Annotated in this window: 26 protein-coding genes and 1 riboswitch; of the genes, 11 read left to right on the forward strand and 15 right to left on the reverse strand. The window is 72.3% G+C overall.

The annotated features are described in order from the left end of the window. Positions 1-82: 82 nt before the first annotated feature. From AB0E91_RS22935 to bioB, 9 genes are all read right to left on the reverse strand, one after another. Complete coding sequence (locus AB0E91_RS22935) at positions 83-508, reverse strand: GNAT family N-acetyltransferase (protein ID WP_361784897.1); 426 nt, start codon at positions 506-508, stop codon at positions 83-85. Positions 509-573: 65 nt separating this feature from the next. After that, positions 574-2,265, reverse strand: coding sequence for a DEAD/DEAH box helicase (locus tag AB0E91_RS22940; protein WP_361784900.1), 1,692 nt, complete (start codon positions 2,263-2,265; stop codon positions 574-576). 196 nt (positions 2,266-2,461) lie between these two features. Further along, positions 2,462-3,343 (reverse strand): TIGR03621 family F420-dependent LLM class oxidoreductase, encoded by an 882-nt coding sequence (locus AB0E91_RS22945; RefSeq protein ID WP_361784903.1) that lies wholly within the window; start codon positions 3,341-3,343, stop codon positions 2,462-2,464. Between the two features lie 105 nt (positions 3,344-3,448). After that, on the reverse strand, positions 3,449-6,016 hold the full coding sequence (locus tag AB0E91_RS22950) for an ABC transporter permease (RefSeq protein ID WP_361784906.1): 2,568 nt from the start codon (positions 6,014-6,016) through the stop codon (positions 3,449-3,451). Between the two features lie 4 nt (positions 6,017-6,020). Next, positions 6,021-6,833, reverse strand: a complete 813-nt coding sequence (locus AB0E91_RS22955; protein WP_361784909.1) for an ABC transporter ATP-binding protein — start codon at positions 6,831-6,833, stop codon at positions 6,021-6,023. 187 nt (positions 6,834-7,020) lie between these two features. Further along, a complete protein-coding gene (locus AB0E91_RS22960; RefSeq protein WP_361784912.1) occupies positions 7,021-7,710 on the reverse strand; it encodes a class I SAM-dependent methyltransferase in 690 nt (229 codons plus the stop codon). Between the two features lie 129 nt (positions 7,711-7,839). Further along, on the reverse strand, positions 7,840-8,559 hold the full coding sequence (bioD, locus tag AB0E91_RS22965; RefSeq protein ID WP_361784915.1) for a dethiobiotin synthase: 720 nt from the start codon (positions 8,557-8,559) through the stop codon (positions 7,840-7,842). A 1-nt stretch (position 8,560) separates the two neighbouring features. After that, positions 8,561-9,841, reverse strand: a complete 1,281-nt coding sequence (locus AB0E91_RS22970; RefSeq protein WP_361785522.1) for an adenosylmethionine--8-amino-7-oxononanoate transaminase — start codon at positions 9,839-9,841, stop codon at positions 8,561-8,563. 16 nt (positions 9,842-9,857) lie between these two features. After that, entirely contained in the window at positions 9,858-11,090 is a 1,233-nt protein-coding gene (bioB, locus tag AB0E91_RS22975; RefSeq protein WP_361784918.1) for a biotin synthase BioB, read from the reverse strand. Positions 11,091-11,237: 147 nt separating this feature from the next. On the opposite strand from bioB, the gene AB0E91_RS22980 reads away from it, so the two are divergent. Next, positions 11,238-12,386 (forward strand): 8-amino-7-oxononanoate synthase, encoded by a 1,149-nt coding sequence (locus tag AB0E91_RS22980; RefSeq protein ID WP_361784921.1) that lies wholly within the window; start codon positions 11,238-11,240, stop codon positions 12,384-12,386. Between the two features lie 162 nt (positions 12,387-12,548). Continuing rightward, complete coding sequence (locus AB0E91_RS22985) at positions 12,549-13,007, forward strand: ATP-binding protein (RefSeq protein WP_361784924.1); 459 nt, start codon at positions 12,549-12,551, stop codon at positions 13,005-13,007. A gap of 42 nt (positions 13,008-13,049) precedes the next feature. Here the strand turns inward: AB0E91_RS22985 and AB0E91_RS22990 are convergent, their stop codons facing one another. The 3 genes from AB0E91_RS22990 to AB0E91_RS23000 form a co-directional block, all read right to left on the reverse strand. Continuing rightward, positions 13,050-13,523 (reverse strand): C40 family peptidase, encoded by a 474-nt coding sequence (locus tag AB0E91_RS22990; protein ID WP_361784927.1) that lies wholly within the window; start codon positions 13,521-13,523, stop codon positions 13,050-13,052. A gap of 3 nt (positions 13,524-13,526) precedes the next feature. Next, positions 13,527-13,750, reverse strand: a riboswitch (cyclic di-AMP (ydaO/yuaA leader). 432 nt (positions 13,751-14,182) lie between these two features. Then, positions 14,183-14,488: a hypothetical protein gene (locus AB0E91_RS22995; RefSeq protein ID WP_361784930.1), complete on the reverse strand. Its 306-nt coding sequence runs from the start codon at positions 14,486-14,488 to the stop codon at positions 14,183-14,185. 7 nt (positions 14,489-14,495) lie between these two features. Next, the gene (locus AB0E91_RS23000; RefSeq protein ID WP_361784933.1) at positions 14,496-15,119 is read right to left on the reverse strand and encodes an ATP-dependent Clp protease proteolytic subunit; all 624 of its coding nucleotides are present in this window, start codon (positions 15,117-15,119) and stop codon (positions 14,496-14,498) included. A gap of 204 nt (positions 15,120-15,323) precedes the next feature. On the opposite strand from AB0E91_RS23000, the gene AB0E91_RS23005 reads away from it, so the two are divergent. From AB0E91_RS23005 to AB0E91_RS23040, 8 genes are all read left to right on the forward strand, one after another. Continuing rightward, a complete protein-coding gene (locus AB0E91_RS23005) occupies positions 15,324-15,596 on the forward strand; it encodes a type II toxin-antitoxin system Phd/YefM family antitoxin (RefSeq protein WP_361784936.1) in 273 nt (90 codons plus the stop codon). A 173-nt stretch (positions 15,597-15,769) separates the two neighbouring features. Then, positions 15,770-16,072 (forward strand): urease subunit gamma, encoded by a 303-nt coding sequence (locus AB0E91_RS23010; protein WP_361784939.1) that lies wholly within the window; start codon positions 15,770-15,772, stop codon positions 16,070-16,072. 11 nt (positions 16,073-16,083) lie between these two features. Then, positions 16,084-16,395 (forward strand): urease subunit beta, encoded by a 312-nt coding sequence (locus tag AB0E91_RS23015; protein ID WP_361784942.1) that lies wholly within the window; start codon positions 16,084-16,086, stop codon positions 16,393-16,395. After that, on the forward strand, positions 16,388-18,109 hold the full coding sequence (locus AB0E91_RS23020) for an urease subunit alpha (RefSeq protein ID WP_361784945.1): 1,722 nt from the start codon (positions 16,388-16,390) through the stop codon (positions 18,107-18,109). Before AB0E91_RS23015 ends, AB0E91_RS23020 begins: the two co-directional genes overlap by 8 nt. Beyond that, entirely contained in the window at positions 18,109-18,783 is a 675-nt protein-coding gene (locus AB0E91_RS23025) for an urease accessory UreF family protein (protein ID WP_361784948.1), read from the forward strand. The genes AB0E91_RS23020 and AB0E91_RS23025 overlap by 1 nt, the downstream gene beginning before the upstream one ends. Before the next feature lie 32 nt (positions 18,784-18,815). After that, the gene (ureG, locus tag AB0E91_RS23030; RefSeq protein WP_361784951.1) at positions 18,816-19,493 is read left to right on the forward strand and encodes an urease accessory protein UreG; all 678 of its coding nucleotides are present in this window, start codon (positions 18,816-18,818) and stop codon (positions 19,491-19,493) included. Positions 19,494-19,498: 5 nt separating this feature from the next. Continuing rightward, entirely contained in the window at positions 19,499-20,272 is a 774-nt protein-coding gene (locus AB0E91_RS23035) for an urease accessory protein UreD (RefSeq protein WP_361784954.1), read from the forward strand. Positions 20,273-20,433: 161 nt separating this feature from the next. Then, positions 20,434-21,996 carry an alpha/beta hydrolase gene (locus AB0E91_RS23040; RefSeq protein ID WP_361785525.1) on the forward strand — a complete coding sequence of 521 codons (1,563 nt, stop codon included), beginning with the start codon at positions 20,434-20,436 and terminating at the stop codon, positions 21,994-21,996. 60 nt (positions 21,997-22,056) lie between these two features. Here AB0E91_RS23040 and AB0E91_RS23045 read toward each other — a convergent pair whose 3' ends face one another. The 3 genes from AB0E91_RS23045 to AB0E91_RS23055 form a co-directional block, all read right to left on the reverse strand. After that, a complete protein-coding gene (locus AB0E91_RS23045; protein WP_361784957.1) occupies positions 22,057-23,082 on the reverse strand; it encodes an NAD(P)-dependent oxidoreductase in 1,026 nt (341 codons plus the stop codon). Between the two features lie 162 nt (positions 23,083-23,244). Beyond that, on the reverse strand, positions 23,245-23,958 hold the full coding sequence (locus AB0E91_RS23050) for a lysophospholipid acyltransferase family protein (RefSeq protein WP_161180932.1): 714 nt from the start codon (positions 23,956-23,958) through the stop codon (positions 23,245-23,247). 91 nt (positions 23,959-24,049) lie between these two features. After that, the gene (locus AB0E91_RS23055) at positions 24,050-24,817 is read right to left on the reverse strand and encodes a hypothetical protein (RefSeq protein ID WP_361784961.1); all 768 of its coding nucleotides are present in this window, start codon (positions 24,815-24,817) and stop codon (positions 24,050-24,052) included. A gap of 182 nt (positions 24,818-24,999) precedes the next feature. Between AB0E91_RS23055 and AB0E91_RS23060 the strand changes: the two genes are divergently transcribed. Beyond that, positions 25,000-25,449, forward strand: coding sequence for a nuclear transport factor 2 family protein (locus tag AB0E91_RS23060; RefSeq protein WP_361785528.1), 450 nt, complete (start codon positions 25,000-25,002; stop codon positions 25,447-25,449). Positions 25,450-25,485 lie beyond the last annotated feature (36 nt).

Consider the following 25,485-nt stretch of genomic DNA (forward strand, 5'->3'; position numbering starts at 1 on the left):
GGCACCTCAAGGGTAAAGGAAACGCAAAGCGTCCGTGTGGCCGGGCCGCTTCGGCCTCAGGAGCGGCCGAGCGGTTCCGGCCTCAGGACGTCAGCGGCTTCACCCAGCGGCGCCAGTGCTCCTCCGGCGCGTACCCCGCCGCGCCCCAGGCATGGTGCGCCGTCTCGTTGCGCACCAGCACCATCGCGTCCGCCCGGCGCCCGCCGAGCGCGGCGAACCGCCGCTCCGCCGCTTCGAGCAACGCGCTCGCGACGCCCTGACGGCGATGGTCCGGGTGCACGGCGAGGCGGTACGCCGAGCAGCGCCAGCCGTCGAAACCGGCGATGACCGTCCCGACCAGCACCCCCGCGCGCTCCGCGAGCAGCAGCGCCTCGGGGTCCGTCGCGATGAGCCGGGCCACTCCGTCCCGGTCGTCACTGATGCTCGTGCCCTCCGCCGCCTCCCGCCAGAACCCCAGGACGGAGTCGATGTCGCAGGCGGCGGCGGACCTGATCTGGAGATCGCTCATGTCCCCCGACCCAACCAGAACGCCGTCCCGTCGGGCCAGGGAATTTCCCCACCGCTCCTTTCAGCTCAGCGCTGCGGTTCCCGCTCCCGCCGCACCTGCGCCCGCCGCCCCTTGATCGAGGCACCGCGCAGCGCGTGGATCACGTCCTCCGCCGCGTCGTCGGGGACCTCCACCAGCGAGAAACGGTCGGCGATCTCGATCGAGCCGATGTCCCGCCCGCTCAGCCGCGACTCGCCCGCGATGGCGCCCACCAGGTCCTGCGGCCGGATGCCCGCACTGCGCCCGGCGCCCACGAACAGCCGCGTCATGCCCGGCGAGGAGCGCCGGGGGCCCCGGGGGCCGCGCGTGCCACGGTCGCGGCCCCGGTCGCGGCCGCGGTCCCGGTCGTCCCTCGGCGCCAGCTCGGGGATCTCCTCCTCGTCGAACGCGGCCCCGCTCGACTCGTGCGCCAGCTTCACCGCCGCCAGCGCCACGTCCATCACGTCGAACTCGTCCCCGAGGGTCTCCACCACCACCCGGAACCGCTCCAGGTCCTCGTCGTCCAGCAGACTCTCGTGCAGCGCCGCCCGCGTCAGCTCGAGACGCCGGGCCCGCAGGTCCGCCACCGACGGCACCTTCTCCAGCGGGACCTTCCGCCCGGTCACCCGCTCGATCGTCTTGAGCATCCGGGACTCGCGCGGCTCCGCCAGCGTGATCGCCACGCCCTCGCGGCCCGCGCGGCCGACCCGCCCGATCCGGTGGACGTACGACTCCGGCGCCGACGGCACGTCGTAGTTGATCACGTGTGTCAGATGCTCCACGTCGATGCCGCGCGCCGCGACATCGGTCGCGACCAGCAGATCCGCCGTACCGCTGCGCAGCCGCCCCATCACCCGGTCCCGCTGCTCCTGGCTGAGGCCGCCGTGCAGCGCCTCGGCGCGGTAGCCGCGCCCGTTCAGCGTCTCGGAGAGCTGGTCCACCTGGTCACGGGTGCGGCAGAACACGATCGCCGCCTCCGGCGACTCCACGTCCAGCAGGCGTCCCAGCGCGGTGGGCTTCTGGTTGCGCGCCACGACGTACGCCGACTCGCGCACCCGGGGTGCCTCGCCCGGCGCGGGCGCCTCCCGCTCGATGCGCACCCGGACCGGATCGCTGAGGTGCTTGCGCGCCATGGAGTCGATCCGTGCGGGCATCGTCGCCGAGAACAGCACCGTCTGCCGCTCCTCGGGCATGTGCTCCAGGATCGCGTCGATGTCCTCCGCGAAGCCCATGTCCAGCATCTCGTCGGCCTCGTCGAGGACGACCGTGCGCAGGTCGTCCAGCTTCAGCGTGCCCCGCGCGATGTGGTCAAGGGCTCGGCCCGGGGTCGCCACCACCACGTCCACGCCGCGTTGGAGCTCGCGCAGCTGCCGCCCGATGGGCTGGCCGCCGTACACCGGCAGGACGCGTACGCCCAGGTCGGTGCCGTAGCGGTGGACCGCCTCCGACACCTGGATGGCCAGCTCGCGGGTCGGCGTCAGCACCAGTGCGGAGGGCCCCGCGCCGCGCTTGCCGTCGCGCGCGATGCGCTGGATCAGCGGCAGCGCGAACGCGGCGGTCTTGCCGGTGCCCGTGGCCGCCTGCCCCAGCAGGTCGTGCCCCGCCAGCATGGGCGGGATCGCCTCCTGCTGGATCGGGGTGGGCTCCTCGTAGCCGAGCGCGGTCAGCGCCCGCAGGATCTCGGGGGCCAGTTCGAGATCGGCGAAGCCGACCTGCCCGTCGCCGGTGTCTGTCGTCATGGCGCATCCCTCTTCCGGAAGGCGGTCGCGGGGGCGCCCGGCGGCCCCTCGGCGCGCGTGCGCCGGGCCGCCCGCAGGACGTACGGCCGCGTCCGGGCCGTACGGGCTCCACACCGCGCGCGGGGGCACCCCGTGCGGGTCACGCGGTACGGAAGCATGTATACCGCCCCGAATCGGAAGGAAAACCCCGAATGGTCTAAGCGTCCGCTGTCCGCAGCCGCTCCAGCACCGGCGCGAACACCTCCAGGTACGGGTCCAGCACGGTCAGATACGAGAACCCGTACCGCTCCCGCAGCGCGAGCACCTTCGCCACGATCTCGTCCAGCGTTCCGGCCAGGACGACGGGCAGCTCCAGCGCCTCCTCCAGGGTCAGCTGCGGCTGCCGCTCCAGCAGCGGGGCGAGCGCGGCGGCGGGATCGTCGGTGACGGCGACCGTCTGGATCAGCAGGTTCCGCTCCGCCGGTACGGCCCGGTCCGCCGCCAGCTCCGCGTAGCGGGCCACCCGCTCGGCCACCTCCTTCGCCGGGAGCGGCCGCAACTGCCCGCCCACCAGCCGCGCCCCGGTGAAGCCGATGGTGTCCGCGTGCGCCACGCCCAGCGGCAGCGTGCGCTCGCCGTCGCCGCCGATCAGCAGCGGCACCCGCTCCTGCGCGGACCGGAAACCCGCCTCGCCGGAGCCGAGCAGCCGCTCCAGCTCCTCCACCGTGCGGCGCAGATGATCCGCCCGCTCCTGCGGGGCACCGAACGGCAGCCCGGCCCGCTCGTGCTCGGCACGCACGTAACCGGTGCCGAGGCCCAGCTCCAGGCGCCCGTCGGTCAGCGCGTCCGTGGTGGCGACCTCGCGGGCCAGCAGCGTCGGGTTCCACAGCCCCGCGTTGAGCACCAGCGTGCCGAGCCGGGGCCGCTCGGTCACCGCCGCGGCCGCCACCAGCGCCGGGAACGGCGCGACCATGCCCAGATGGTCCGGGACCAGGATCACGTCGTACCCCAGCTCCTCGGCCAGCCGGCACCTCGCCCGCCACTCGGCGGCGGGCGACGGGGTGAGCATGTTGACTCCGAACCGGAACGGGCGCGGCATGAACTCTCCTGTACCTGGGTCGAGTTGAGCTGACCCGGCGATTCCACCACGCCACGCGCCCGGCCGGGGCCGAACGCATGGCTCAGCCGGGTCCGAACGCGTGACTCACTCGTGCGCGATGGCCGCCAGCACGTTCATCCGCGATGCGCGCAGCGCCGGGAGCAGGGCCGCGACCACGCCGACCACCGCCGCACCGATCACCACCGCGACGATCGTGCCCCAGGGGACGGCCAGTTCCTTCAGGCCGCGCAGGGCCAGGACCTGCTGGCCGCACACACCCCAGACCAGGCCGAGGGCGAGCCCGAGGACCGCGCCGAAGACCGCGATCACCACAGACTCAAGGCGGATCATCCGGCGCAGCTGCCGACGGCTGAGCCCGATCGCGCGCAGCAGGCCGATCTCGCGGGTGCGCTCGACCACCGAGAGCGCGAGCGTGTTCACCACGCCGAGCACGGCGATGACGATGGCGAGGCCGAGCAGGGCGTAGACCAGGTAGAGCAGGACGGCGATCTGGTCGTGCACCAGCTTCTTGTAGTCGGCCTGGTCACGCACCTGGACCTGCGGGAACGGCTTCAGGGACGTGTCCAGCGCGCCGCGCAGCTTGCTCGCGTCGGTGCCGGGGGAGGCGTTGACGTAGAGGGAGGAGTCCTGGCCGCCGGGCGCGTACTTCTCCAGGGTGTCCAGGCCGAGGAAGACGCCGCCCTGGGTGCCGAAGCCCTCGCCCGTGTCCAGGTTGGTGAGCGCGCCGACCGTCAGCGCGGCCCGCCGGCCGCCCGGGAACTCCACCGGGAGCACGCTGCCGATCTTCACCCGGTGGTCCTTCGCGAACCCGGCGTCCATCGCCAGATTCCCGTCCGCCAGCGCGGCCGCCGTCCCGCCCTGGGTGTAGGTCAGATGGGCGACCTGGTCGAGGTGCGGGCCGTAGCCCGCGGCCGCCGTCTCCACCCGCTTGCCGTCGGGCAGCCGCAGCGCGAGCGGGGTCAGCCGCTGCTGGACGACCAGGCCGACGCCCGGGGTGCCCTCCACCGCGCGGGTGACCTCCTTGGTGAACGGCGTGAAGTTCTGGCTCTGCACGACGTAGTCCGCGCCCAGTGTCCGGTCGATCTGCCGGTCGAACGAGGCCGACATCGACGCGCTCGCCACCGACATCCCGCCGACCAGCGCCAGGCCCACCATCAGCGCGGCCGCCGTGGCGCCCGTACGGCGCGGATTGCGCAGCGCGTTGCGCTGGCTCATCCGGCCCACCGAGCCGAACAGCGCCGGGAAGGCCGCGCCGAGCACCCGGATCACCGGCCGCACCAGGAGCGGCCCGGCGACGACCGTCGCGATCAGCGTCAGCACCACACCGAGACCGAGCAGCGAGGCCGCCGTACCGGCCTTGTCCGAGGCCACGCAGCCGGCCAGCGCGGCCGCGCCGGCCACGCCGATGACACCGCCCGCGACGGCCCGTGCGGTCAGCGGCTTGTCGATGCCCGCGATCTCGGCGTCCGAGAGCGCGGCCATCGGGGAGACGGTCGCCGCGCGCCGCGCGGGCAGATACGCGGCGACGAAGGTGACGCCCACCCCGACCGCGTACGCCGCGACCGGCGTGCCCCAGCCGATCACCATCTCCGTGGCCTTCAGGTTCATCCCGAACGCGCTCATCAGCCGGATCAGCCCGAAGGCCAGCCCGATCCCGGCCGCGAGACCCAGCGTCGAGCCGACCGCGCCGAGCAGCAGCGCCTCCAGGAGCACCGAGCGGCGCACCTGCCGCCGGTCGGCGCCCAGCGCGCGCAGCAGGCCCAGCTCACGGGTGCGCTGCGCGATCAGCATCGAGAAGGTGTTGACGATGAGGAAGATGCCCACCAGGACGGCGATCCCGGCGAAGCCCAGCATCACGTACTTGATCACGTCGAGGAAGCCGCCGAGGTTCGCCGCGGCCGACTTCGCCTGCTCACCGGCGGTCTTCAGGTCGTAGCGGCCGGGCCCGACCGCCGTCGCCACCCGGCTCTTGAGCACCTTGTCGTCGACGCCCGGGGCCGCGTCCACGGAGATGGCGGTGGCCCGGTCGGCCGAGCCCAGCAGCTCGCGCCCGGCCACCGCCGGGTCCAGGAACACCAGGGCCGCGCCGGGGTTGGTCGTGGTGAACGTGGCGATGCCGACGACCCGGACCTTGAAGGTGCCCGGCTGCGCCTGCACGGTGAGCGTGTCCCCGGCCCGTACGTGCTTCTTGCTCGCGGTGTCCGCGTCGAGCAGCGCCTCGCCCGCGCCGCGCGGGGCGTGACCCGAGGTCAGCTCGACCGGGCTGCGGTCGGTGACGTACCAGGACGTGGCGATGGTGGGGGCGCCGGTCGTCGGGCCGACGGACTTGTTCCGGCTGTCGACCACCACGACGTTCTGCACGGACACGTCCGCGTGGACCGACGCCACCCCGGGCACCTTCGCCACCCGGTCCCGCAGCGCGGCCGGGACGGTCTGCACGGTGCCGCCCGGCACCGGGGAGCGCAGGTCCTCCTTCGGGCTCACCGTCACATCGGCCGCCGTCGACGCGAAGAGCCGGTCGAAGGTCCGGCTCACCGTGTCGGAGAAGATCAGGCTGCCCGCGACGAACGCCACGGACAGCAGCACGGCCAGCGCGGACAGCGCGAGGCGTCCCTTGTGCGCGAGGAAGCTTCTCAGCGTCGCCGTGAGCACCGGATCAGTCCTCCTGCGCCACGGCGTCGCCGCCGATCCGGCCCCGCACCACGTCGAACGCCTTCATCCGCTCCAGCACCGCGTCCGCCGTGGGCCGCTCCATCCGGTCCACGATCCTGCCGTCGGCCAGGAAGAGCACCTGGTCGGAGTGGGCGGCGGCGCCCGGGTCGTGGGTGACCATCACGACGGTCTGCCCCAGCTCGTCCACCGCCCTGCGCAGAAAGCCCAGCACCTCCAGACCGGCCCGCGAGTCCAGGTTTCCGGTCGGCTCGTCGGCGAAGATCAGCTCGGGCTGGGACGCCAGCGCCCGCGCACAGGCCACCCGCTGCTGCTGACCGCCCGAGAGCTGCGAGGGCCGGTGCTTGAGGCGGCCGCGCAACCCCAGGGTGTCGATCACCTGGTCCAGCCACTTCTCGTCCGGCTTACGGCCCGCGATGTCCATGGGGAGCGTGATGTTCTCGGCCGCGTTCAGCGTCGGGATCAGATTGAACGACTGGAACATGAACCCGATCCGGTCGCGCCGCAGCCGGGTCAGCTCCTTGTCCTTCAGCCCCGTGATCTCGGTGTCCCCGAGCCACACCTGACCGGCCGAGACGGTGTCCAGCCCCGCCAGGCAGTGCATCAGCGTGGACTTGCCCGAGCCGGAGGGGCCCATCACGGCGGTGAAGCGGCCGCGTGCGATGTCCACGTCGACCGAGTCCAACGCGATCACGGCGGTCTCGCCCGAGCCGTACGCCTTGGTCAGCCCGCGCGCCCGGGCCGCGGTGCCCCGCCCCGGCTCGGCCCCCGGCACGTTCTCCTCGGCAGATGTGAACAAGACCGCCTCCCGGTCACCTGGATGTCCCGACTTCCTGCCCAGGGGGAGCCTAGTGTGACCCGCCCCACATCCGCTCCGCTTCACGGCAGCCGGTACAGGCGAGATCGGAGGGGCTCTCCGCGCGGGAGCGCCCGCCGGACCGCCCGCCACGGGAGCCGGGGACGCTGATCCTTCCGGGTGGGCCGCGCTACGTTACGGGCCCCGGGCGCCGCGCCGTCCCCAGGACCCCGTACGACCACGGCAGCTTCGGTCCCCGGTCCGGGAGGCTCACCCGCTGGTACGGCCCGACGGTGAAGCCCGCCTCGCGCAGCTCCGTCAGCGGGGCTCGGGACAGCCGGCAGCCGCCGGCCAGGTGGGGCCACACCGTGCGGTCCAGGGCGCGCTGGGCCGACCGCATCACACGCCCACCGCCCCGGCCGTGCTCCAGGAAGCGGACCTCACCGCCGGGCTTGAGCACCCGCCGCACCTCCGCCAGGGCCCGCCGCACGTCCCGCACACTGCACAGCACCAGGCACAGCACGGCCGCGTCGAACGACTCGCTCTTGACCGGCAGCGCCTCCGCCGTCCCCGGTACGACGTCCACGGGCACGTCCGCCCGCAGCGCCGCCCGGAGGGCCAACCGCCTGAGCAGCGGCTCCGGTTCGATCGCCACGACCTCCGAGACGGCCGCCGGGTAGCGGGCGAAGTTCAGCCCGTTGCCCGCGCCGATCTCGATCACCCGCCCGGAAAGCCCCGCGAGCAGCCGCTCCCGCAGCGCGGCCAGGCCCAGTCGCGTGTCCGCGCTCTCGCTGAGGTGGGCCCAGCAGCGGGCGAACAGGGGGTGGTGGACGCCGTCGGGGCCCGCCGCCCGGCCGGAGCGGGTCGAGGACAGTCGCATGGCAGCCTCCCGGAGGAACGGTCCCGCCTCTACGCCGATTCTTCCCGAGGACACGCGGAATGTCCCCCCCTCGCGGACACGCGGCCGGATACGAACCCGGCGCGCGCCCGACCATGCGACGCCGGCCCGCTAGAACGCCGCCTGCCGCTCCCGGAAGGCCCCCGCGTCCCACTCACCTCCCAGCCGCGCCGACAGCCAACTCGGCGCCGTTGCACGGAAGTCGACGGGCTTCAGCGCACCCGCCCCGGCCGGGATCGCGCCGAGCAGCGGAGCCCCGGCCACCTCCGGCAGGTCGGCCACATTGCAACGCGCGGCCAGATCGGGGTCCTTCGGCCAGGAGCCGATCACCACGCCGATCAACTCAAGCTGACGCAACCTGAGTTCACGTGCCGTCAGCTCCGTGGAGTTGAGCGTGCCAAGGCCCGCCGGAGCGACCACCAGCACGGGCGCACCCAGCAGCACCGCCGCGTCCGCCAGCGTGCCGCCCGCCGCGTCGAACCGTACGAGCAGCCCGCCCGCGCCCTCCACCAGCACCAGATCGTGCTCGGTGGCCAGCTTGGCCGCCGCCTCGGCCACCTCCTGCGGCCGCACCGCAGCCATACCGGCCCGCCGGGCCGCCGTGCCCGGCGCCAACGGGTCGGGATAGCGGGCGAGTTCGGCCGTCGTGAGGGGGCCCGCGAGGCGGGCCACCTCATCGGCGTCCCCGTGCTCACCGGGCCGTACGCCCGTCTGTGCGGCCTTCAGCACGGCCACCGAACGCCCCGCCGCGAGCGCGGTCGCGGCGACGGCGGCGGTCGTGACCGTCTTGCCGACCTCCGTGCCCGTGCCCGTGATCACCAGTACCGGCATGTCATCCCTCCCGCGCGGCGGCGCACACCGCGCGCGCGACCCGTGCCACGTCCGCGTCGTCCGTGACGTACGGCGGCATCGTGTAGACCAGATCGCGGAACGGGCGCAGCCACACGCCCTCCCGCACGGCGGCCCGGCCGGCCGCCGCCATGTCCACCTCGTGGTCGAGCTGGACCACCCCGATGGCGCCGAGCACACGTACGTCCCGTACGCCGGGCAGCTCCGCCGCCTCCGCCAGGCCCTCCGTCAGCCCCGCCTCGATCCGCTTGACCTCCGCCCGCCAGTCCTGGCCGAGCAGCAGTCCGACGGAGGCGCAGGCCACGTGGGCGGCCAGCGGATTGCCCATGAAGGTCGGCCCGTGCGCGAGCACCGGCACCTCGCCGCGCGAGATGCCGTCGGCCACCCGCGCGGTGCACAGCGTCGCCGCCATCGTCAGATAGCCGCCGGTCAGCGCCTTGCCCACGCACATCACATCCGGGGTCACCCCCGCGTGATCCGCCGCGAACAGCGCACCCGTGCGGCCGAACCCGGTGGCGATCTCGTCGAACACCAGCAGCACGCCGTGCGCGTCGCACGCCTCGCGCAGCACCCGAAGATACGCGGGGGAGTGGAACCGCATCCCGCCCGCGCCCTGTACCACCGGCTCCACGATCACGGCGGCCAGTTCGTCCGCGTGCCGCTCGATCAGGGTCCGCAGATGGTCGGCGTACGTCTCCTCGTACGCGGCGGGCGGCGCGTCCGCGAACACCTGGCGGGGCAGCGCCCCGGACCAGAGCCCGTGCATCCCGCCCTCGGGGTCGCACACCGACATCGGGTGCCAGGTGTCGCCGTGGTAGCCGCCGCGCCAGGTCAGCAGCCGCCGCTTGGCCGGGCGGCCGAGCGAGCGCCAGTACTGGAGGCACATCTTCACGGCGACCTCGACGGACACCGAGCCGGAGTCCGCGAGGAAGACGTGCTCAAGGCCCTCGGGGGACATGTCGACAAGGAGCTTCGCCAGTCGTACGGCGGGCTCGTGCGTGAGCCCGCCGAACATCACATGGCTCATCCGGCCCAGCTGCTCCCGTGCCGCCGCGTCCAGCACCGGGTGCCGGTAACCGTGGATCGCGGACCACCAGGACGACATCCCGTCGACCAACTCGCCGCCGCCGTCGGCCAGTCGCAGCCGGACCCCGCTCGCCGACTCCACGACGAGCGGTTCGGCGCGGCCGGGCATCGGGCCGTACGGGTGCCACACGTGCCGCCGGTCGAGGTCGAGCAGCCCGGCCGTGTCGAGGTCGGGCATGAGGTCGGGCACGAGGTCAGGCATTGGGCGCGAGGTCCGTTCCGGCGCCACGGCGGCGTACGGCGACGAGGTCGGTACGGGGCGCGTCGGCGGCGGGCTTGGTGTCGGCCGGGGTCTCCGTCTCGTCCGGGGCGGTCGCCTGCGCCGGGGCCTTCGCCGGTGCGGAGTCCGCCGTACCGCACACACCGTGCGAACCGCAGCCACCTTCCCCGGCGGCACCCGACCCGCACCCGCCCCCGCCCGCCACCCGGTGCTCCGGCAGCGTGACCTCGTCGGCGCCCTCCACCTCGAACCCGGCGTCCGCGATCATCTCCAGGTCGGCCCTGCCCGCCTGGCCCTCGCTGGTGAGGTAGTCGCCGAGGAAGATCGAGTTGGCGAGGTGCAGCGCGAGCGGCTGGAGCGTGCGCAGATGGACCTCGCGGCCGCCCGCGATGCGCACCTCCACGTCCGGGCAGACGAAGCGGACCATGGCGAGGATGCGCAGACAGCGCTGCGGGGTGAGGTTCCACTCCTTGGCCAGCGGGGTGCCCTCGAACGGGATCAGGAAGTTCACCGGAACGGAGTCCGGGTCCAGCTCGCGCAGCGCGAACACCACGTCCACCAGATCCGCGTCGCTCTCGCCCATGCCCGCGATCAGCCCCGAGCAGGCGGACAGCCCGGCCGCGTGCGCCTTGTGCACCGTGTCCACCCGGTCGGCGTACGTGTGGGTGGTGGTGATGTCGCCGTAGGTCGCCTCGGAGGTGTTGAGGTTGTGGTTGTAGGCGTCGGCGCCCGCCGCGCGCAGCCGCTCCGCCTGGCCGTCGGAGAGCAGACCCAGACAGGCGCACACCTCCACGCCCTCGTTCTGGTCCTTGATCGCCTTGATGGTCTCCGAGACCCGGTCCACGTCCCGGTCCGTCGGCCCGCGCCCGGACGCCACCAGGCACACCCGCTTGGCGCCCCCGGCGAGCCCCGCCGCGGCCGCCTCGGACGCCTGGTCCGGCTTCAGCCAGCTGTACTTGAGGATGCCCGCCGTCGAGCCGAGCCGCTGCGAGCAGTAGGAGCAGTCCTCCGGGCACAGGCCCGACTTGAGGTTGACCAGATAGTTGAGTTTCACCCGCCGCCCGAACCAGTGCCGGCGCACCTTGCCGGCCGCGGCCACCACGTCGAGCAGTTCGTCGTCGGTGGTGGCCAGCACGGCGAGCGCCTCGGCCCGCGTCGGCGACTCGCGCCGAAGTCCCTTGTCCACCAGCGTGTTCAGGAGGTCCATGGGGCCCGATCCTGTCCTACGGCACCGCCCCGGGCCAAGGAGACTTCACACAACAGAAGCCGTTCGGAGTGTGGGTATTGCCACATCATGGGCGGCGACACGGACCGCTAGTGTCTGTCCGCTACCTACAAAAGCACCGGAGGACCCATGGCGTTCGGCTGGATCGACGAGGAGGCCGGGGCCCGCCGCCGCGCCGGACTGGTACGCACCCTGCGCCCCCGTCCGTCCCACTCCCCGCTCCTGGACCTCGCGAGCAACGACTACCTGGGCCTCGCCCGCCACCCCGGGACCACCGAGGGCGCCGCGCGTGCCGCCCGTGCCTGGGGCGGCGGTTCCACCGGCTCCCGGCTGGTCACCGGCACCACCGAGCTGCACACCGAACTGGAGCGCGAACTCGCCGACTTCTGCGGCTTCGAGGCCGCCCTGGTCTTCTCCTCCGGGTACGCCGCCAACCTCGCCGCCGTCACCGCGCTCGCCCCGCACGGCTCGCTGATCGTCTCCGACGCGGGCAACCACGCCTCGCTCATCGACGGCTGCCGGCTCGCCCGGGGCACCACCCAGGTCGTCCCGCACGCTGACCCCGAGGCCGTGGACAAAGTGCTCGGCACCCACCGGGGAGCCGCCGTCGCCGTCTCCGACACGGTGTTCTCCGTGGACGGCGACGCGGCCCCGCTCGGCGCGCTCGCGGCCGCGTGCCGGGCGCACGGCGCGGGCCTGGTGGTGGACGACGCCCACGGCCTCGGTGTCCTGGGCGACGGCGGCCGGGGTGCCCCGCACGCTGCCGGGCTTGCGGGCGCCGACGACGTGGTGGCCACCGCGACCCTCTCCAAGTCGCTCGGCAGCCAGGGCGGCGTGGTGCTCGGCCCGGAGCGGGTCATCGCCCACCTCGTGAACACGGCCCGTACCTTCATCTTCGACACCGGTCTCGCCCCCGCCTCCGTCGGCGCCGCCCTCGCCGCGCTGCGGCTGCTGCGCCGCGAGCCCGAACGAGCCGCCCGGGCCCGTACGGTCGCCGCCGAGCTGCACACGCGCCTGACCGCCGAGGGCCTGAACGCGGTACGTCCCGACGCCGCCGTGGTCTCCGTACGCGCCCCCTCCGCGTCCGACGCCGTCGAGTGGGCGGCCCGCTGCCGTACGGCCGGGCTCGCCGTGGGGTGCTTCCGGCCGCCCTCGGTGCCGGACGGGATTTCACGGCTGCGGCTGACGGCGCGGGCGGACCTGAGCGGCGAGGAGATCGCGCACGCTGTGAGGGTGATCGGCGAGACGCGGCCGCAGGTCCGACGCGGACGGGAGTGAGCCGGGCGTGCGCCGGAGCGCGTCGGGAACCCCAAATCCGTTCTCGCGTCGCAGAGTTCACCGCATCGGGCGATAGATATGTGCATATATCGGGGGTTGGTACCCCCGGCCGGTCCGGTGGTGGCAGGCTGACCGCCCGGCGTGGAAAGGGACGACGTTGCCATGGCAGACCATCTGGAAGCTTCCGTCACTTTGCCGAGCGAGCCCGCCTCGGTCGCCACGGCCCGCTCCTACGTACTCCGCGTCCTGGCGGAGTGGGGTCTGCCGTCGGACACCGAGGCGGCCGACACCGTACGGCTCATCGTCTCGGAGCTGGCGACCAACGCCGTGCAGCACACCTTCGGGCAGTCGCCCACGTTCACCGTGGACCTCGTCCTGGTGCGGGACGAGTGGCTGCGCATCGGCGTGACGGACAGCCACCCGCGCTTTCCCAGACGGCTGCCCGCGGCCGTGCAGCAGGACAACGGGCGGGGGATGGTCATCATCCGGTGCCTGACCGCCGAGTGCGGCGGCAGACTCCGGGTCCGTTCCACCCGCGAGGGCGGCAAGACGGTCGCCGTCGAGCTGCCCTGGACGGCGCCGGCCGGGCCCCTGACGGCGGCGGCGCGTCAGGAACCGTAGCCGCGGCCCCGCTCCGGGGACCGCGGCGGCGCTCACGCCGGGTCAGTTCACCCGGCCGTACCAGACGCTCTTGGTCCAGATCTTCTGCAGGCGCACCACGTCCCCGGTCTTCGGGGCGTGCCAGATCTTGCCCTTCCCGGCGTAGATCCCGACGTGGTAGACGCTGGACCCCGAGTGGAAGAACACCAGGTCGCCGGCCTTGCGGTGGCCGGCCGAGATGTGGTGCGTCTTGTTGTACTGCTGGGCGGCGGTGCGGGGCAGCTTCTTGCCCGCCTTCTTGAACGAGTAGAGCGTCAGCCCCGAGCAGTCGAACCGGCGCGGTCCGGTGGCCCCGTAGCTGTACGGAGCGCCCTTCTTGGACGCGGCGATCTGGAGCGCCTTCGTCGCGGTGGTCGCGGCGGAGGCCTCCGTGGCCAGCCCCGGCACCGCGATCGAGCCGCCCACGGCGGCAAGAGTGAGGGCCGAAGCCGTTCCGGCCCGGGCCATCAGCGACGGGACACGATTGAGCGCAGTCATGCGCAACCCTTCGTCAGCCGCCTGTGAAGGATGACCTGTCGGATTCGGGCTGGCGAAGTTGCCCGGCCGTGTCGCCACGGCTTCACCCCAAGGGCCACTCGGTACGACCGCCCGCTGTTCGCGAACGTCCGTGCCGGCGACCCGTCTTGCTCGGGTCCTCCACTCCTGCCGATGCACTCCTGTCGACCGGTCATCCGGGCGGCGGCAGGACTCGGCGTCCGCCCGGACCGCCCCGCCGCTGTGGCGGGGGCTTGTCGTCAGACAGGGATCTTCACTTACTACTGCCGGAAAATCCCAATGGAATCGGCGGTTTGTGGCGTTACTCACCACTCGCCCGATCGGGTGGACAGTCCCGTTCCCGAACTTCCGTCAGCCCCCGTGCGTAGCCCCGGACCTGGGGCGCGAGGGCCCCTCACGGCACGGTCACGCGTGCGCCGCGCAACTCGGAGGGCGCGGAAACGGGCCCGGAGATACACCGGTCGGCGGTACCACGTTCGGCCCGTTTCGGCTCCCCGAGTGGGGGAGTGCTCGACGCGCGGGGTCCGGTGGGGGTGCCGGGCGTCCGGGCGGGGTGTCGTGGTCGGGCGGGAGCGTGGCGGGGGTGGGGTCGAGGGGTGTGCCGGGCTCGTGGAAGGTCAGTGGTATTCCGGCGCGTCGGGTCACTTCCCGTCGTCCGGCGGAAGCACGACCCGCGCGGTGCGGCGTTCGCCGTCCAGCAGGCGCAGCGCGCGTGTCAGCGTGCTCCCGTGCAGCTCCGTCTCGCCCCGCTGGTGCATCAGCGTGAGCGCGTCCCTCAGCTCTGTCGCCTTGCGCACGAGGGCCTGCGCGGCCCGCAGACCGCGGTACGTGTCCTCCTCCCGGGCGGGGTTGATCCGGCCGAGCAGCTCGGCCGTCTCCAGGTAACGGTCGATCAGCTCGCCCTCGGCGCGGGTCAGCGCGGGCAGCGGTGGAAGGTCCGGCAGCACGGCGCGCTCACCGGGCGCCGGAGGTGCGGCTCTGCACGACCTCGTCCGCGAGTCCGTACGCGACGGCGTCCCGCGCGTCCAGCACCAGCTGCCGTTCCAGATCGGCGTGCACGCGCTCGGCGTCCCGACCGGTGTGGCGGACGAGGATCTCTTCCATCAGGGCCCTGGTGCGCACCAGCTCTTCGGCCTGGATGAACAGATCGCTCGGCTGCCCGTGCGCGGGCTCGTGCAGCGCGGGCTGCTCCAGCACGACCCGGGCCCCGGGCAGCACGAACCGCTTCCCCGGTGTCCCCGCCGCGAGCAGCACCGCCGAGGCGGAGGCGACCTGGCCGAGGCAGTAGGTCGCCACGTCGCAGGAGACGTACCGCATCGTGTCGTACACGGCGGTCATGGCGTGGAACGAGCCGCCCGGGCTGTTGAGGTACAGGGTGATGTCCCGGTCCGGCGCGGTGTGTTCGAGCTGCATCAGCTGACCGATCACATCGGTCGACGCGGTGTCGTCCAGCGGAGTCCCCAGAAACACGATCCGCCCCTCGAACAGCTTGGAGTACGGATCGAGCGTGCGCAGCTGCCCCGTCCCGGAGCGCTCGGTGAACTCGGGCAGGACATATCGGGCGGACGAACGGGACATGGGCGTACCCCTCCTGACGAGCGGGCCGTGATGGCCCTCGCTTCTGTAAAAAATGTACAGGACGTACGGGGCGCTGTGCTCGCCCGACGGACGGTCATGTCCATTCAGTGCGACGGGAGTTCAGGGGAGAGGTGGCTCCACGGGCATCACGGCGTCCACCGGGGAATCCCGGGCCCATTTCGGGCGGCGCCTAGACTTGCCCCCATGGCCTATGAGATTCCGGTGACGCAAGCCAGGGCTGAGCTGGCGGATCTGATCAACCGGGTGGTGTACGGCGGGGAGCGGGTCGTCGTGACCCGGCATGGGAAACCGCTCGTCGCGTTGGTGTCCGCCGCCGATCTGGAGCGGCTGGAGGCGTTGGACGCGGCGGAGCAGGAGCATGTCGTCAGTTCGGTGTCGCGAGTGCACGAGACCGGCTCGGGGGTGCGGCAGCGGTTCGGGATCGCGGCGGAGCACCGGGGGCCGGGGGCCTCGTAGGGCGCCATTGGCGCGGGCGCGCCGAATCGCCGCCGGTTAACCTCGCTGAAACGCCCGCGAACTAGCCTTCCCCTCCACGCCACCAGGGGTTTTCCGGTCGAACCGGCGGAGCCGTGCGGTGGCGGCGGCAACCGGGCCCCGCACGGTCCGGAGCGAGGACTGTGAGGTGGGACGTGCAACTGACCCCGCACGAGCAAGAGCGGCTGTTGATCCATGTCGCGGCGGACGTGGCCGAACGGCGCCGGGCCCGAGGGCTGAAGCTGAACCACCCCGAGGCGATCGCGCTCATCACGTCGCACATCCTGGAGGGTGCCCGGGACGGCCGCAGTGTCGCCGAGTTGATGTCCTCCGGTCGCAAGGTCCTCACCAGGGACGACGTCATGGACGGCGTGCCCGAGATGATCCACGACGTGCAGGTCGAGGCGACCTTCCCGGACGGCACCAAGCTCGTCACCGTCCACGAACCGATCGTCTGAGGGGGCCCGCGATGATTCCCGGAGAGACGCTGTTCGCGGACGGGCCGATCGTCTGCAACGAGGGCCGTGAGATCACCCGGCTCACTGTGCTCAACGCCGCCGACCGCCCTGTACAGGTCGGCTCCCACTATCACTTCGCCGAGGCCAACCCCGGCCTGGAGTTCGACCGTGCCGAGGCGCACGGCAAGCGGCTGAACGTCGCCGCGGGGACCGCCGTCCGCTTCGAGCCCGGCATCCCCGTCGAGGTCGAACTCGTCCCGCTCACCGGCGCCCGGATCGTGCCCGGACTGCGCGGCGAGACCGGAGGTGCCCTCGATGCCTGAGATCTCCCGCGCCGCGTACGCCGACCTGTTCGGTCCGACGACCGGCGACCGCATCCGGCTCGCCGACACCGACCTGCTGATCGAGATCGAGGAGGACCGCTCCGGCGGCCCCGGCCGCTCCGGCGACGAGGCGGTGTTCGGCGGCGGCAAGGTCATCCGCGAGTCCATGGGCCAGTCCCGGGCGACCCGCGCCGAGGGCACCCCGGACACCGTGATCACCGGTGTCGTCGTCGTGGACCACTGGGGCGTGATCAAGGCCGACGTCGGCATCCGCGACGGCCGGATCACCGGCATCGGCAAGGCGGGCAACCCGGACACCATGGACGGCGTCCACCCCGACCTCGTCATCGGCCCCGAGACCGAGGTCATTGCCGGCAACGGCCGCATCCTCACGGCGGGCGCCATCGACGCGCACGTCCACTTCATCTGCCCGCAGATCGCCGACGAGGCGCTGGCCTCCGGCGTGACCACGCTGGTCGGCGGCGGCACCGGTCCCGCCGAGGGCTCCAAGGCCACCACCGTCACCCCCGGCCCCTGGCACCTCGCCCGGATGCTGGAGGCCATGGAGGCGTACCCCGTCAACGTCGGCTTCCTCGGCAAGGGCAACACCGTCTCGCAGGAGGCGATGCTCTCGCAGATCCGGGGCGGCGCCGTCGGTCTGAAGCTGCACGAGGACTGGGGTTCCACCCCGGCCGTCATCGACGCGGCGCTCACCGTGGCCGACCGCACCGGCATCCAGGTCGCCATCCACACCGACACCCTCAACGAGGCCGGTTTCGTGGGCGACACCCTCGCCGCCATCGCGGGCCGGGGCATCCACTCGTACCACACCGAGGGTGCCGGGGGCGGGCACGCGCCGGACATCATGACGGTCGTCTCGCAGCCCAACGTGCTGCCCAGCTCGACCAATCCGACCCGGCCGTTCACCGTCAACACCGCCGAGGAACACCTCGACATGCTGATGGTCTGCCACCACCTCAACCCCGCCGTCCCCGAGGACCTGGCCTTCGCCGAGTCCCGCATCCGGCCGTCCACCATCGGCGCGGAGGACATCCTCCACGACCTCGGCGCGATCTCGATCATCTCCTCCGACTCCCAGGCCATGGGCCGCGTCGGCGAGGTCATCCTGCGCACCTGGCAGACCGCGCACGTGATGAAGGGCCGCCGGGGCGCGCTCCCCGGTGACGGCCGCGCCGACAACCACCGGGTACGGCGTTACGTCGCCAAGTACACGATCAACCCGGCCCTCGCCCAGGGCCTCGCCGCCGAGATCGGCTCGGTGGAGACCGGCAAGCTGGCCGACCTGGTGCTGTGGGAGCCCGCGTTCTTCGGGGTCAAGCCGCTGCTCGTCCTCAAGGGCGGCCAGATCGCCTACGCGCAGATGGGCGACGCCAACGCCTCCATCCCCACCCCGCAGCCGGTCCTGCCCCGCCCGATGTACGGCGCGATCGGGCGCGCCCCGGCGTCCAACTCGGTCAACTTCGTGGCGGGGTTGGCGATCGAGGACGGGCTGCCCGAACGCCTCGGCCTCGGCAAGCGGTTCGTGGCCATCGAGTCCACCCGCGCGGTCACCAAGGCCGACCTGCGCGAGAACGACGCCATGCCGGACGTACGGATCGACCCCGACAGCTTCGCCGTGCACATCGACGGCGAGCTGGTGGAGGCGACACCGGCGGCCGAACTGCCCATGGCCCAGCTCTACTTCCTCTTCTGATGTCCAGGGGAGCCCTGCTCGTCCTGGCCGACGGCCGCTTCCCCGCCGGAGGGCACGCGCACTCCGGCGGGGCGGAGGCCGCCGTCAAGGCGGGCCGCATCACCGACGCCGCGAGCCTGGAGGAGTTCTGCCGGGGACGGCTGCACACCTCGGGTCTGCTCGCCGCCGCGCTCGCGGCAGCGGCTGTACTCGGGCTGTCCGTAAGGGAGTTGGACGCTGCGGCGGACGCGCGTACGCCGTCGCCCGCGCTGCGCACCGCTGCGCGACGGCTCGGACGGCAGCTGGCGCGGGCCGCCCGAGCCACTTGGCCGTCGCCCGAACTCGACGCGCTGGCAGCGGAGTTCCCCAAGGGTGCGCATCAACCGGTCGTCCTCGGGCTCACCGCCCGCGCCGCCGGTCTGGCACCCGAGGACGCCGCCTACTGCGCCGCCTACGAGAGCGTGAGCGGTCCCGCGACGGCCACCGTACGGCTGCTGAGCCTCGACCCCTTCGACGCGACCGGCGCACTGGCCCGGCTGGCACCGGAGCTGGACCGCGTGGTGGACCGGGCGGTGGAGGCGGCCCGGCGGGCGGTGACCGAGGGCACCGACGTGCTGCCCGCCGCCTCGGCACCCCTGCTGGAGACGGGCGCCGAGTGGCACGCGGCCTGGCCCGTACGCCTCTTCGCCTCCTAGCGCCTCACCCCGCACCGAACTTGGAGCCGCTCATGCACCTCGACCACACCCACACCGGCCCGGCCGCCATGAGCGCCGACGCCCATCGGCCCGACGGCACGCGGCGCGCGCTGCGCATCGGGCTCGGCGGCCCTGTCGGATCCGGCAAGACCGCGACCGTCGCCGCGCTGTGCCGGGCGCTGCGCGACGAGCTGTCCCTCGCCGTCGTCACCAACGACATCTACACCCGTGAGGACGCCGAATTCCTGCTCAGGGAAGCCGTGTTGCCCCCCGAGCGGATCGCGGCCGTGGAGACCGGCGCCTGCCCGCACACCGCGATCCGCGACGACATCTCCGCCAATCTCGAAGCCGTGGAGGACCTGGAGAACGCGGTCGGGCCGCTGGACCTGATCCTCGTCGAGTCCGGCGGCGACAACCTCACCGCGACCTTCTCCAAGGGACTCGTGGACGCACAGGTCTTCGTGATCGACGTCGCGGGCGGCGACGACATCCCGCGCAAGGGCGGCCCCGGGGTCACGACGGCCGACCTGCTGGTCGTCAACAAGACCGACCTCGCGCCGTACGTGGGCTCCGACCTCGCCCGGATGGCCGCCGACGCGAAGGCCCAGCGGGCCGAACTTCCCGTCGTCTTCCAGTCGTTGCGGACGGAGGCGGGCGTCGCGGACGTGGCGGGGTGGGTGCGGGGGCGGCTCGCGGCGTGGGCGGCATGACCCGGATGGCACCAACGGGCCCGCGAGCCAACGGCGTTCACGCCCACGCCCGCATCACCGCCCGCGCCGACGGACGCGGCGGCACCGCGCTCCCGGTCCTGGACGGCGACGGCCCGCTGGCGCTCCGGCGCACCCGTGCGCACGGGGGAGAGGCCCGCGTACTGCTCGTCGGCGCGATGAGCGGACCGCTCGGCGGCGACCACTTCACCGTCGAGGCCGAGGTGGGGGAGGGCGCCCGGCTGCACCTGGGCTCGGCCGCCGCCACCATCGCCCTGCCCGGTCAGGCGAAGCACGAGGCGTACTACGACGTACGGCTCGACGTGGCCGACGGCGGCGAGCTGCACTGGCTCCCCGAACAGCTGATCTCGGCCGCCGGAAGCGATCTGCACGTCACCACTCGGGCCCAACTCGCCCCGGGCGCACGGCTGGTGCTGCGCGAGGAGCAGGTGCTCGGCCGGGTCGGGGAGGCCCCCGGCAGGCTCACCAGCCGCCTCACCGTACGGATCGCGGAAACCACCGTCCTCGACCAGGAGTTGTCCTGCGGCCCCGGCGCACCCGGCGGCTGGGACGGCCCGGCGGTTCTCGGCGGAATGCGGGCCGTCGGTCAACTGATCGTCGTACGGCCAGAGTTCGCCCAGGAGCGGCCCGAAGCCCGGCTGCTGGGCGAGGGCGCCGCGCTGATGCCGCTCGCCGGTCCCGCCGTCCTTGTCAGCGCCGTCGCCCCCGACGCGCTGGCCCTCCGGCGGAGGCTGGACGAGGCGCTGGCGGTGCTGTCGTAGAGCCGCTCGCTCACCGGTATCCGGTGATCCGTTTATCGGATTGGTAAAGAAGATCCGCAAACTCTGTTCTCAGACGGCTCACAGCCGAAAGGATCCCCGCCTGAATATGTTCATCAGGCACGGGGAGGGGCTCCTTGAGGGAGAACAGAAAAAACCTTGTTCTGGCGCTGAGTTCGGCCGGAACACTCGTCGCAAGCCTGATAGCCGGGGCGGTGTCGGCACCCGCCGCCACCGCCGACAGCCGGCCCGCGCAGGACCGCGAGGCGCGCGGCGCCGCGATCGCCGCCGCCCGCGCCGCCCACCAGGGCATCGACTGGCAGGACTGCCCCGCCGACTGGGGGTTGGTCAAGCCCATCCAGTGCGGCTGGGTCAGCGTGCCGCTCGACTACGCCCACCCCTACGGCAAGCAGATCAAGCTCGCCGTGGACCGCATCGGCAACACCGGCACCAAGCAGGACCGCCAGGGTGCGCTGGTCTACAACCCGGGCGGCCCCGGCGGCTCCGGGATGCGCTTCCCGACGCGCGTCACCAACAAGAACCCGCTGTGGACCAACGTGTCCAAGGCCTACGACTTCGTGGGCTTCGACCCGCGCGGCGTCGGCCACTCCGCGCCCATCTCCTGCGTCGACCCGCAGGAGTTCGTCAAGGCGCCCAAGGCCGACCCGGTGCCCGGCACCGAGGCCGACAAGCGTGCCCAGCGCAAGCTGGCCCGCGAGTACGCCGAGGGCTGCGGCGAGCGCAGCGGCGCGATGCTGCCGCACATGACCACGCCGAACACCGCCCGCGACCTGGACGTCATCCGCGCCGCGCTCGGTGAGAAGAAGCTGAACTACCTCGGCGTCTCGTACGGCACGTACCTCGGCGCCGTCTACGGCACCCTCTTCCCGGGCCACCTGCGCCGCATGGTCGTGGACAGCGTGGTCGACCCGGACCGCGACAACATCTGGTACAAGGCCAACCTGAACCAGGACATCGCGTTCGAGGGCCGCTGGAAGGACTGGGAGGACTGGGTCGCCGCCAACGACGCCGCCTTCCACCTCGGCACCACCCGCGCCGCCGTCCAGGACAAGTGGCTGAAGCTGCGCGCGACGGCCAAGAAGAACCCCCTCGGCGGGGTCGTCGGCCCGGCCGAGCTGATCGGCTTCTTCCAGAGCGCGCCGTACTACGACTCGTCGTGGGTGCCGGTCGCCACGGTGTTCAGCAAGTACGTCGCCGGTGACACCCAGGCGCTGGTCGACGCGGCCGCGCCCGACCTGTCCGACATCGCGGGCAACGCGTCCTCCGAGAACGGCAACGCGGTCTACACCGCCGTGGAGTGCGCCGACGCCAAGTGGCCGACGGACTGGAAGACCTGGGACCGGGACAACACCCGGCTCAACAAGGACTACCCGTTCATGACCTGGGCCAACGCCTGGATGAACCTGCCCTGCGCCACCTGGCCGGCCAAGCAGCACACCCCGGTCGAGGTCACGACGCACCGAGGTCTTCCGCCGGTCCTGATCGTGCAGTCCACGCGTGACGCCGCCACCCCGTACGAGGGCGCCGTCTCGCTGCACAAGCGCTTCAAGAACTCGCGCCTGATCACCGAGCAGGGCGCGGGCTCGCACGGTGTGACCGGCCTGGTCAACCCGTGCATCAACGAGCGGGTCGACGCCTACCTGCTCAAGGGTCAGCTGGACCGCTCCGACGTCACGTGCGCCCCGCACGCGACGCCGAAGCCGTAACACCCAGTACGAGAGTGAGGGGCGGCCGGAGCCTTCCGGCCGCCCCTCTTCTCATACCTTTCACGCACCCAACAGGGCATCCTCCGACGCGTAGTTGAAGAGTTCCGGATACGCCCGGGCGAGCAGCGGGAAACGCTCGTCCCAAGCACCGGCGCGCAGTTCGGCGGTCAGCCACTCCACCGTCTCCGGCAGGCTCTCCTCGTACGACACCACCGGCCGGTACCCCAACTCCCTTTCCGCGGCAGACATGTCGCACACCACCGGTCGGGGCCCGGCCCACGGATTGAGGCCGACGGAGCCCTCGCGCGGCGGCCCGTCGAACGGTGCCGTCTCGGTCTTCACCCCCATGACCGAGTCGATCGCGGCCCCGATCTCCCCGGCCGTCGGCGCCTGCGGATCACAGGCGTTGAGCACCCGCGTCCCCGGCCGGGCGGCGGCCAGCCGGACCAACTCGGCCACGTTGTGGGCGCTCGCGGTGTGGAACCGGGTCTCGCCCCGGAAGGCCAGCACGCGTGCGTGGCGCCCATCGAGGTTGCGCTTGACGAAGTACAGCTCGCGGGGGAGCCGGCTGTGCGGCCCGTGGACGGCGCCCGGCCGCAGCACGGTCACCGGCAACCCGGCTGCATTGGTGAGGAGTTCATGCTCCAGGGCGGACTTGCGGGTGGCGTAGGTCGCGTCGCCGGGCCGTACCGTCGCCTGGGTCTCCGGGATCGGCACCGGGAAGTCCGGAAAGCCGTCCAGCTCGCCCATGGTGTCGAAACCTCGGCCCGCGTCGTCCTCGTACACCGCGACTGTGGACATCACCACGGCCGAACCGATACGTCCCGCGAGAGCGGTCAACTGCCGTGCGTGCACGGCGTCGTAGCCGACCAGATCGACCACCAGATCGCAGCCGTCACCCACCACGGCGCCGAGCGCGGCGTCGTCGGCACGGTCCAGCGGGACCGCGCGCACCCCCTCGTCCCACGCCGCGCTCCGGCCACCGCCGCGCGTGGCGGCCGTCACCTCCCATCCGTCCCGGACCAGCGCGTCCACCACGGGACGCCCGATCTGACCGTTCGCACCGATCACCACAGCTCGCTTCATGCGGCGATCTTGACCGTGGGGGGTGGGGTTGACGCGTGTTTGCGCCGAGGGCGGAGTCCGCCGACAGCGGAAGCGGGCGGGCGGGGTGGATCAGTGGAGCGGCGCGGGCCGGTCGAGCGGCGCGGGTCGGCTGAGCAGGCCAGACCGGCCGGGCGGCGCGGGTCAGCTGAGCGGGGCGCGCGGGAAGCGGCGCTGCCGTTCGCCCTGGCTCTCCTTGACGACGGCCGCGTACTCGTCGACGTACTCCTGCCCGGACAGCGCGAGGATCTCGTAGACGATCTCGTCCGTCACCGCCCGCAGCACCGCGCGCTCGCCCTCCATCCCCGCGAACCGGGAGAAGTCCATCGGCTCCCCGAACCGGATCGCCACCGGCCGCAGCCGGGGGATCTTCCGGCCGGGCGGCTGCGCCTCGAAGGTCCCGATCATCGCGCAGGGCACGACCGGCACGCCCGCCTTCAGTGCCATCACTGCGACTCCGACCTTGCCCTTGTAGAGCCGCCCGTCGTGCGACCGCGTGCCCTCCGGGTAGATCCCCAGCAGCTCCCCGCGCCCCAGCACCTTGAGCCCCTCCCGGATCGCCGCCTGCCCCGCCTCCTTCCCCGACCGGTCCACCGGGATCTGCCCCGCACTCCGGAAGAAGAACGCGGTCAGCCGCCCCTTGATCCCGGGCCCGGTGAAATACTCGGCCTTCGCGAGAAACGTGATCCGCCGCTTGAGGATCGCGGGCATCAGAAAGTGGTCCGAGAACGACAGATGATTCCCGGCGACGATCGCCGCCCCCTCCGCGGGCACGTTCTCCAGCCCCTCGATCCGCGGCCGGAACACGACTCTGAGCAGCGGGCCCAGCAGAACGTACTTGAGCAGGTTGTAGAACATGGCTCGACCTTCACCTCGACAGGTCCGCCGCTGGCCGGAGTTTCTGCAGGTCAACGCGGAGATGCGGAATGTTGCCCGGGTGTATCTGCAGTCATCTGTAACCACGTTCGGCGGAACTCATGCTGACCGTCGCCGAGTCATCTGATGATCCATCAGATGAGTTGTGTCCCGCGGCGAGTACGTGGCGCAGTTCGGCAAGGTGCGGGGTGTCCGTGGGGAGGTCCAGCCGGTCGAGGAGGGTCAGTGCGGCGGTCGGTTCCAGGTCGCCGTAGAAGTCGTGGAAGCTCGCCCGAAGGCCGCGGAAGACGGCTGGGTGCAGGGCGGGAAGCTGTACGGCGGCGCGGTACGTCGGCTCCTTCACCGTCCAGGGCACCGGGCCCGAACACTCCAGAACCCGACGGGCCCGGCGCAGCAGGGCTTCCGATCGTTCGGCCACCACCCGGTCGATGTCGTTGCCGAGGACCTCGGCGAAGGCCACCGCGGAAGTGCCGTGGTCCTCGAACCAGTCCACCCACAGCGAGTAGGTGACGGCCTCGGCATCCCGGTCCGCCTCCAGTCGTCGGCGATAGCCGTCCCACAGCACGTCGGCCGGCAGCGGACCCTCCGCACCCTCGTTCGCGAACCGGATCTCGCACGTGACCCAGTATTCGTCCAGCAGATCCAACAGCCCGAAGGCCAAGCGTAGTTGGTCGGCGGCCTCCAGGTCCTCGGCGAACACCTCATCGGCCCAGGTATGCGCCACCTGCTCGGCGGTGAGCAACACCTCCGGCTCCGCGGCGCTCACCCACCCGCCGGGCACCTGGCGCACGCCCTGATCGGCCAGCCAGCGCCGCGCCACCTCCACGGCCCGCGTCTCCATTCGGGAAGTATGGCAAGCCCAGGTCGAGACGGATACCTGTACGGGGCTCAAGAGGGGAGAGGAGCGTTCTCGCCCTGCGGCGATGAGATCTGGGAAGGGTTCCGGCCTGCACCAGGCGATAATGACCTTCGTCTGCCTGTCGTATTACATGGGGAGGTCTTGTGAGTCCGAGTCCGCGCGAGGTGTTTCTCCGGCTGGTTCACGGAGTCGCCGACGGGAACCTGAACGAGTTGCCCGACCTGTATGGCGAGGTCACCGACGTCCGGCATCCGATGGCGACACCGGAGTCCGAGCCGCTGACGAGTCGGCGTGTGCTCCGGGAGCACTTCACGGTGCCGCCGGAAGTCCGGGAGTCCCTTCCGAAGAGGCGTGTCGTCGATGTCGTCGTTCACGAGACCGCCGATCCCGAAGTGATCGTCGCCGAGTTCGCCTACGAGTTCACGTCGCCGGACGACTCCACGGCCAAGGTGCCCTGCGTCTTCGTCATGCGGGTGCGGGACGGCGAGATCATCGAGTCACGCGACTACATCGACCCGATCCGTACGTACACGGCACGCGGGGACCTCGACCTCCTCATCGGGGCGTTGCGCAAGGGCGCTTCCTGGCCGCGCGCTTTGTCGGCCGCCCCTTGACGGAGCGTCGGCAATCAACTCCGTTCCCTGGCGCCG

The sequence above is a fragment of the Streptomyces sp. NPDC026659 genome, from assembly GCF_040638245.1.
In the GTDB taxonomy this organism is placed as follows: Bacteria; Actinomycetota; Actinomycetes; order Streptomycetales; family Streptomycetaceae; genus Streptomyces.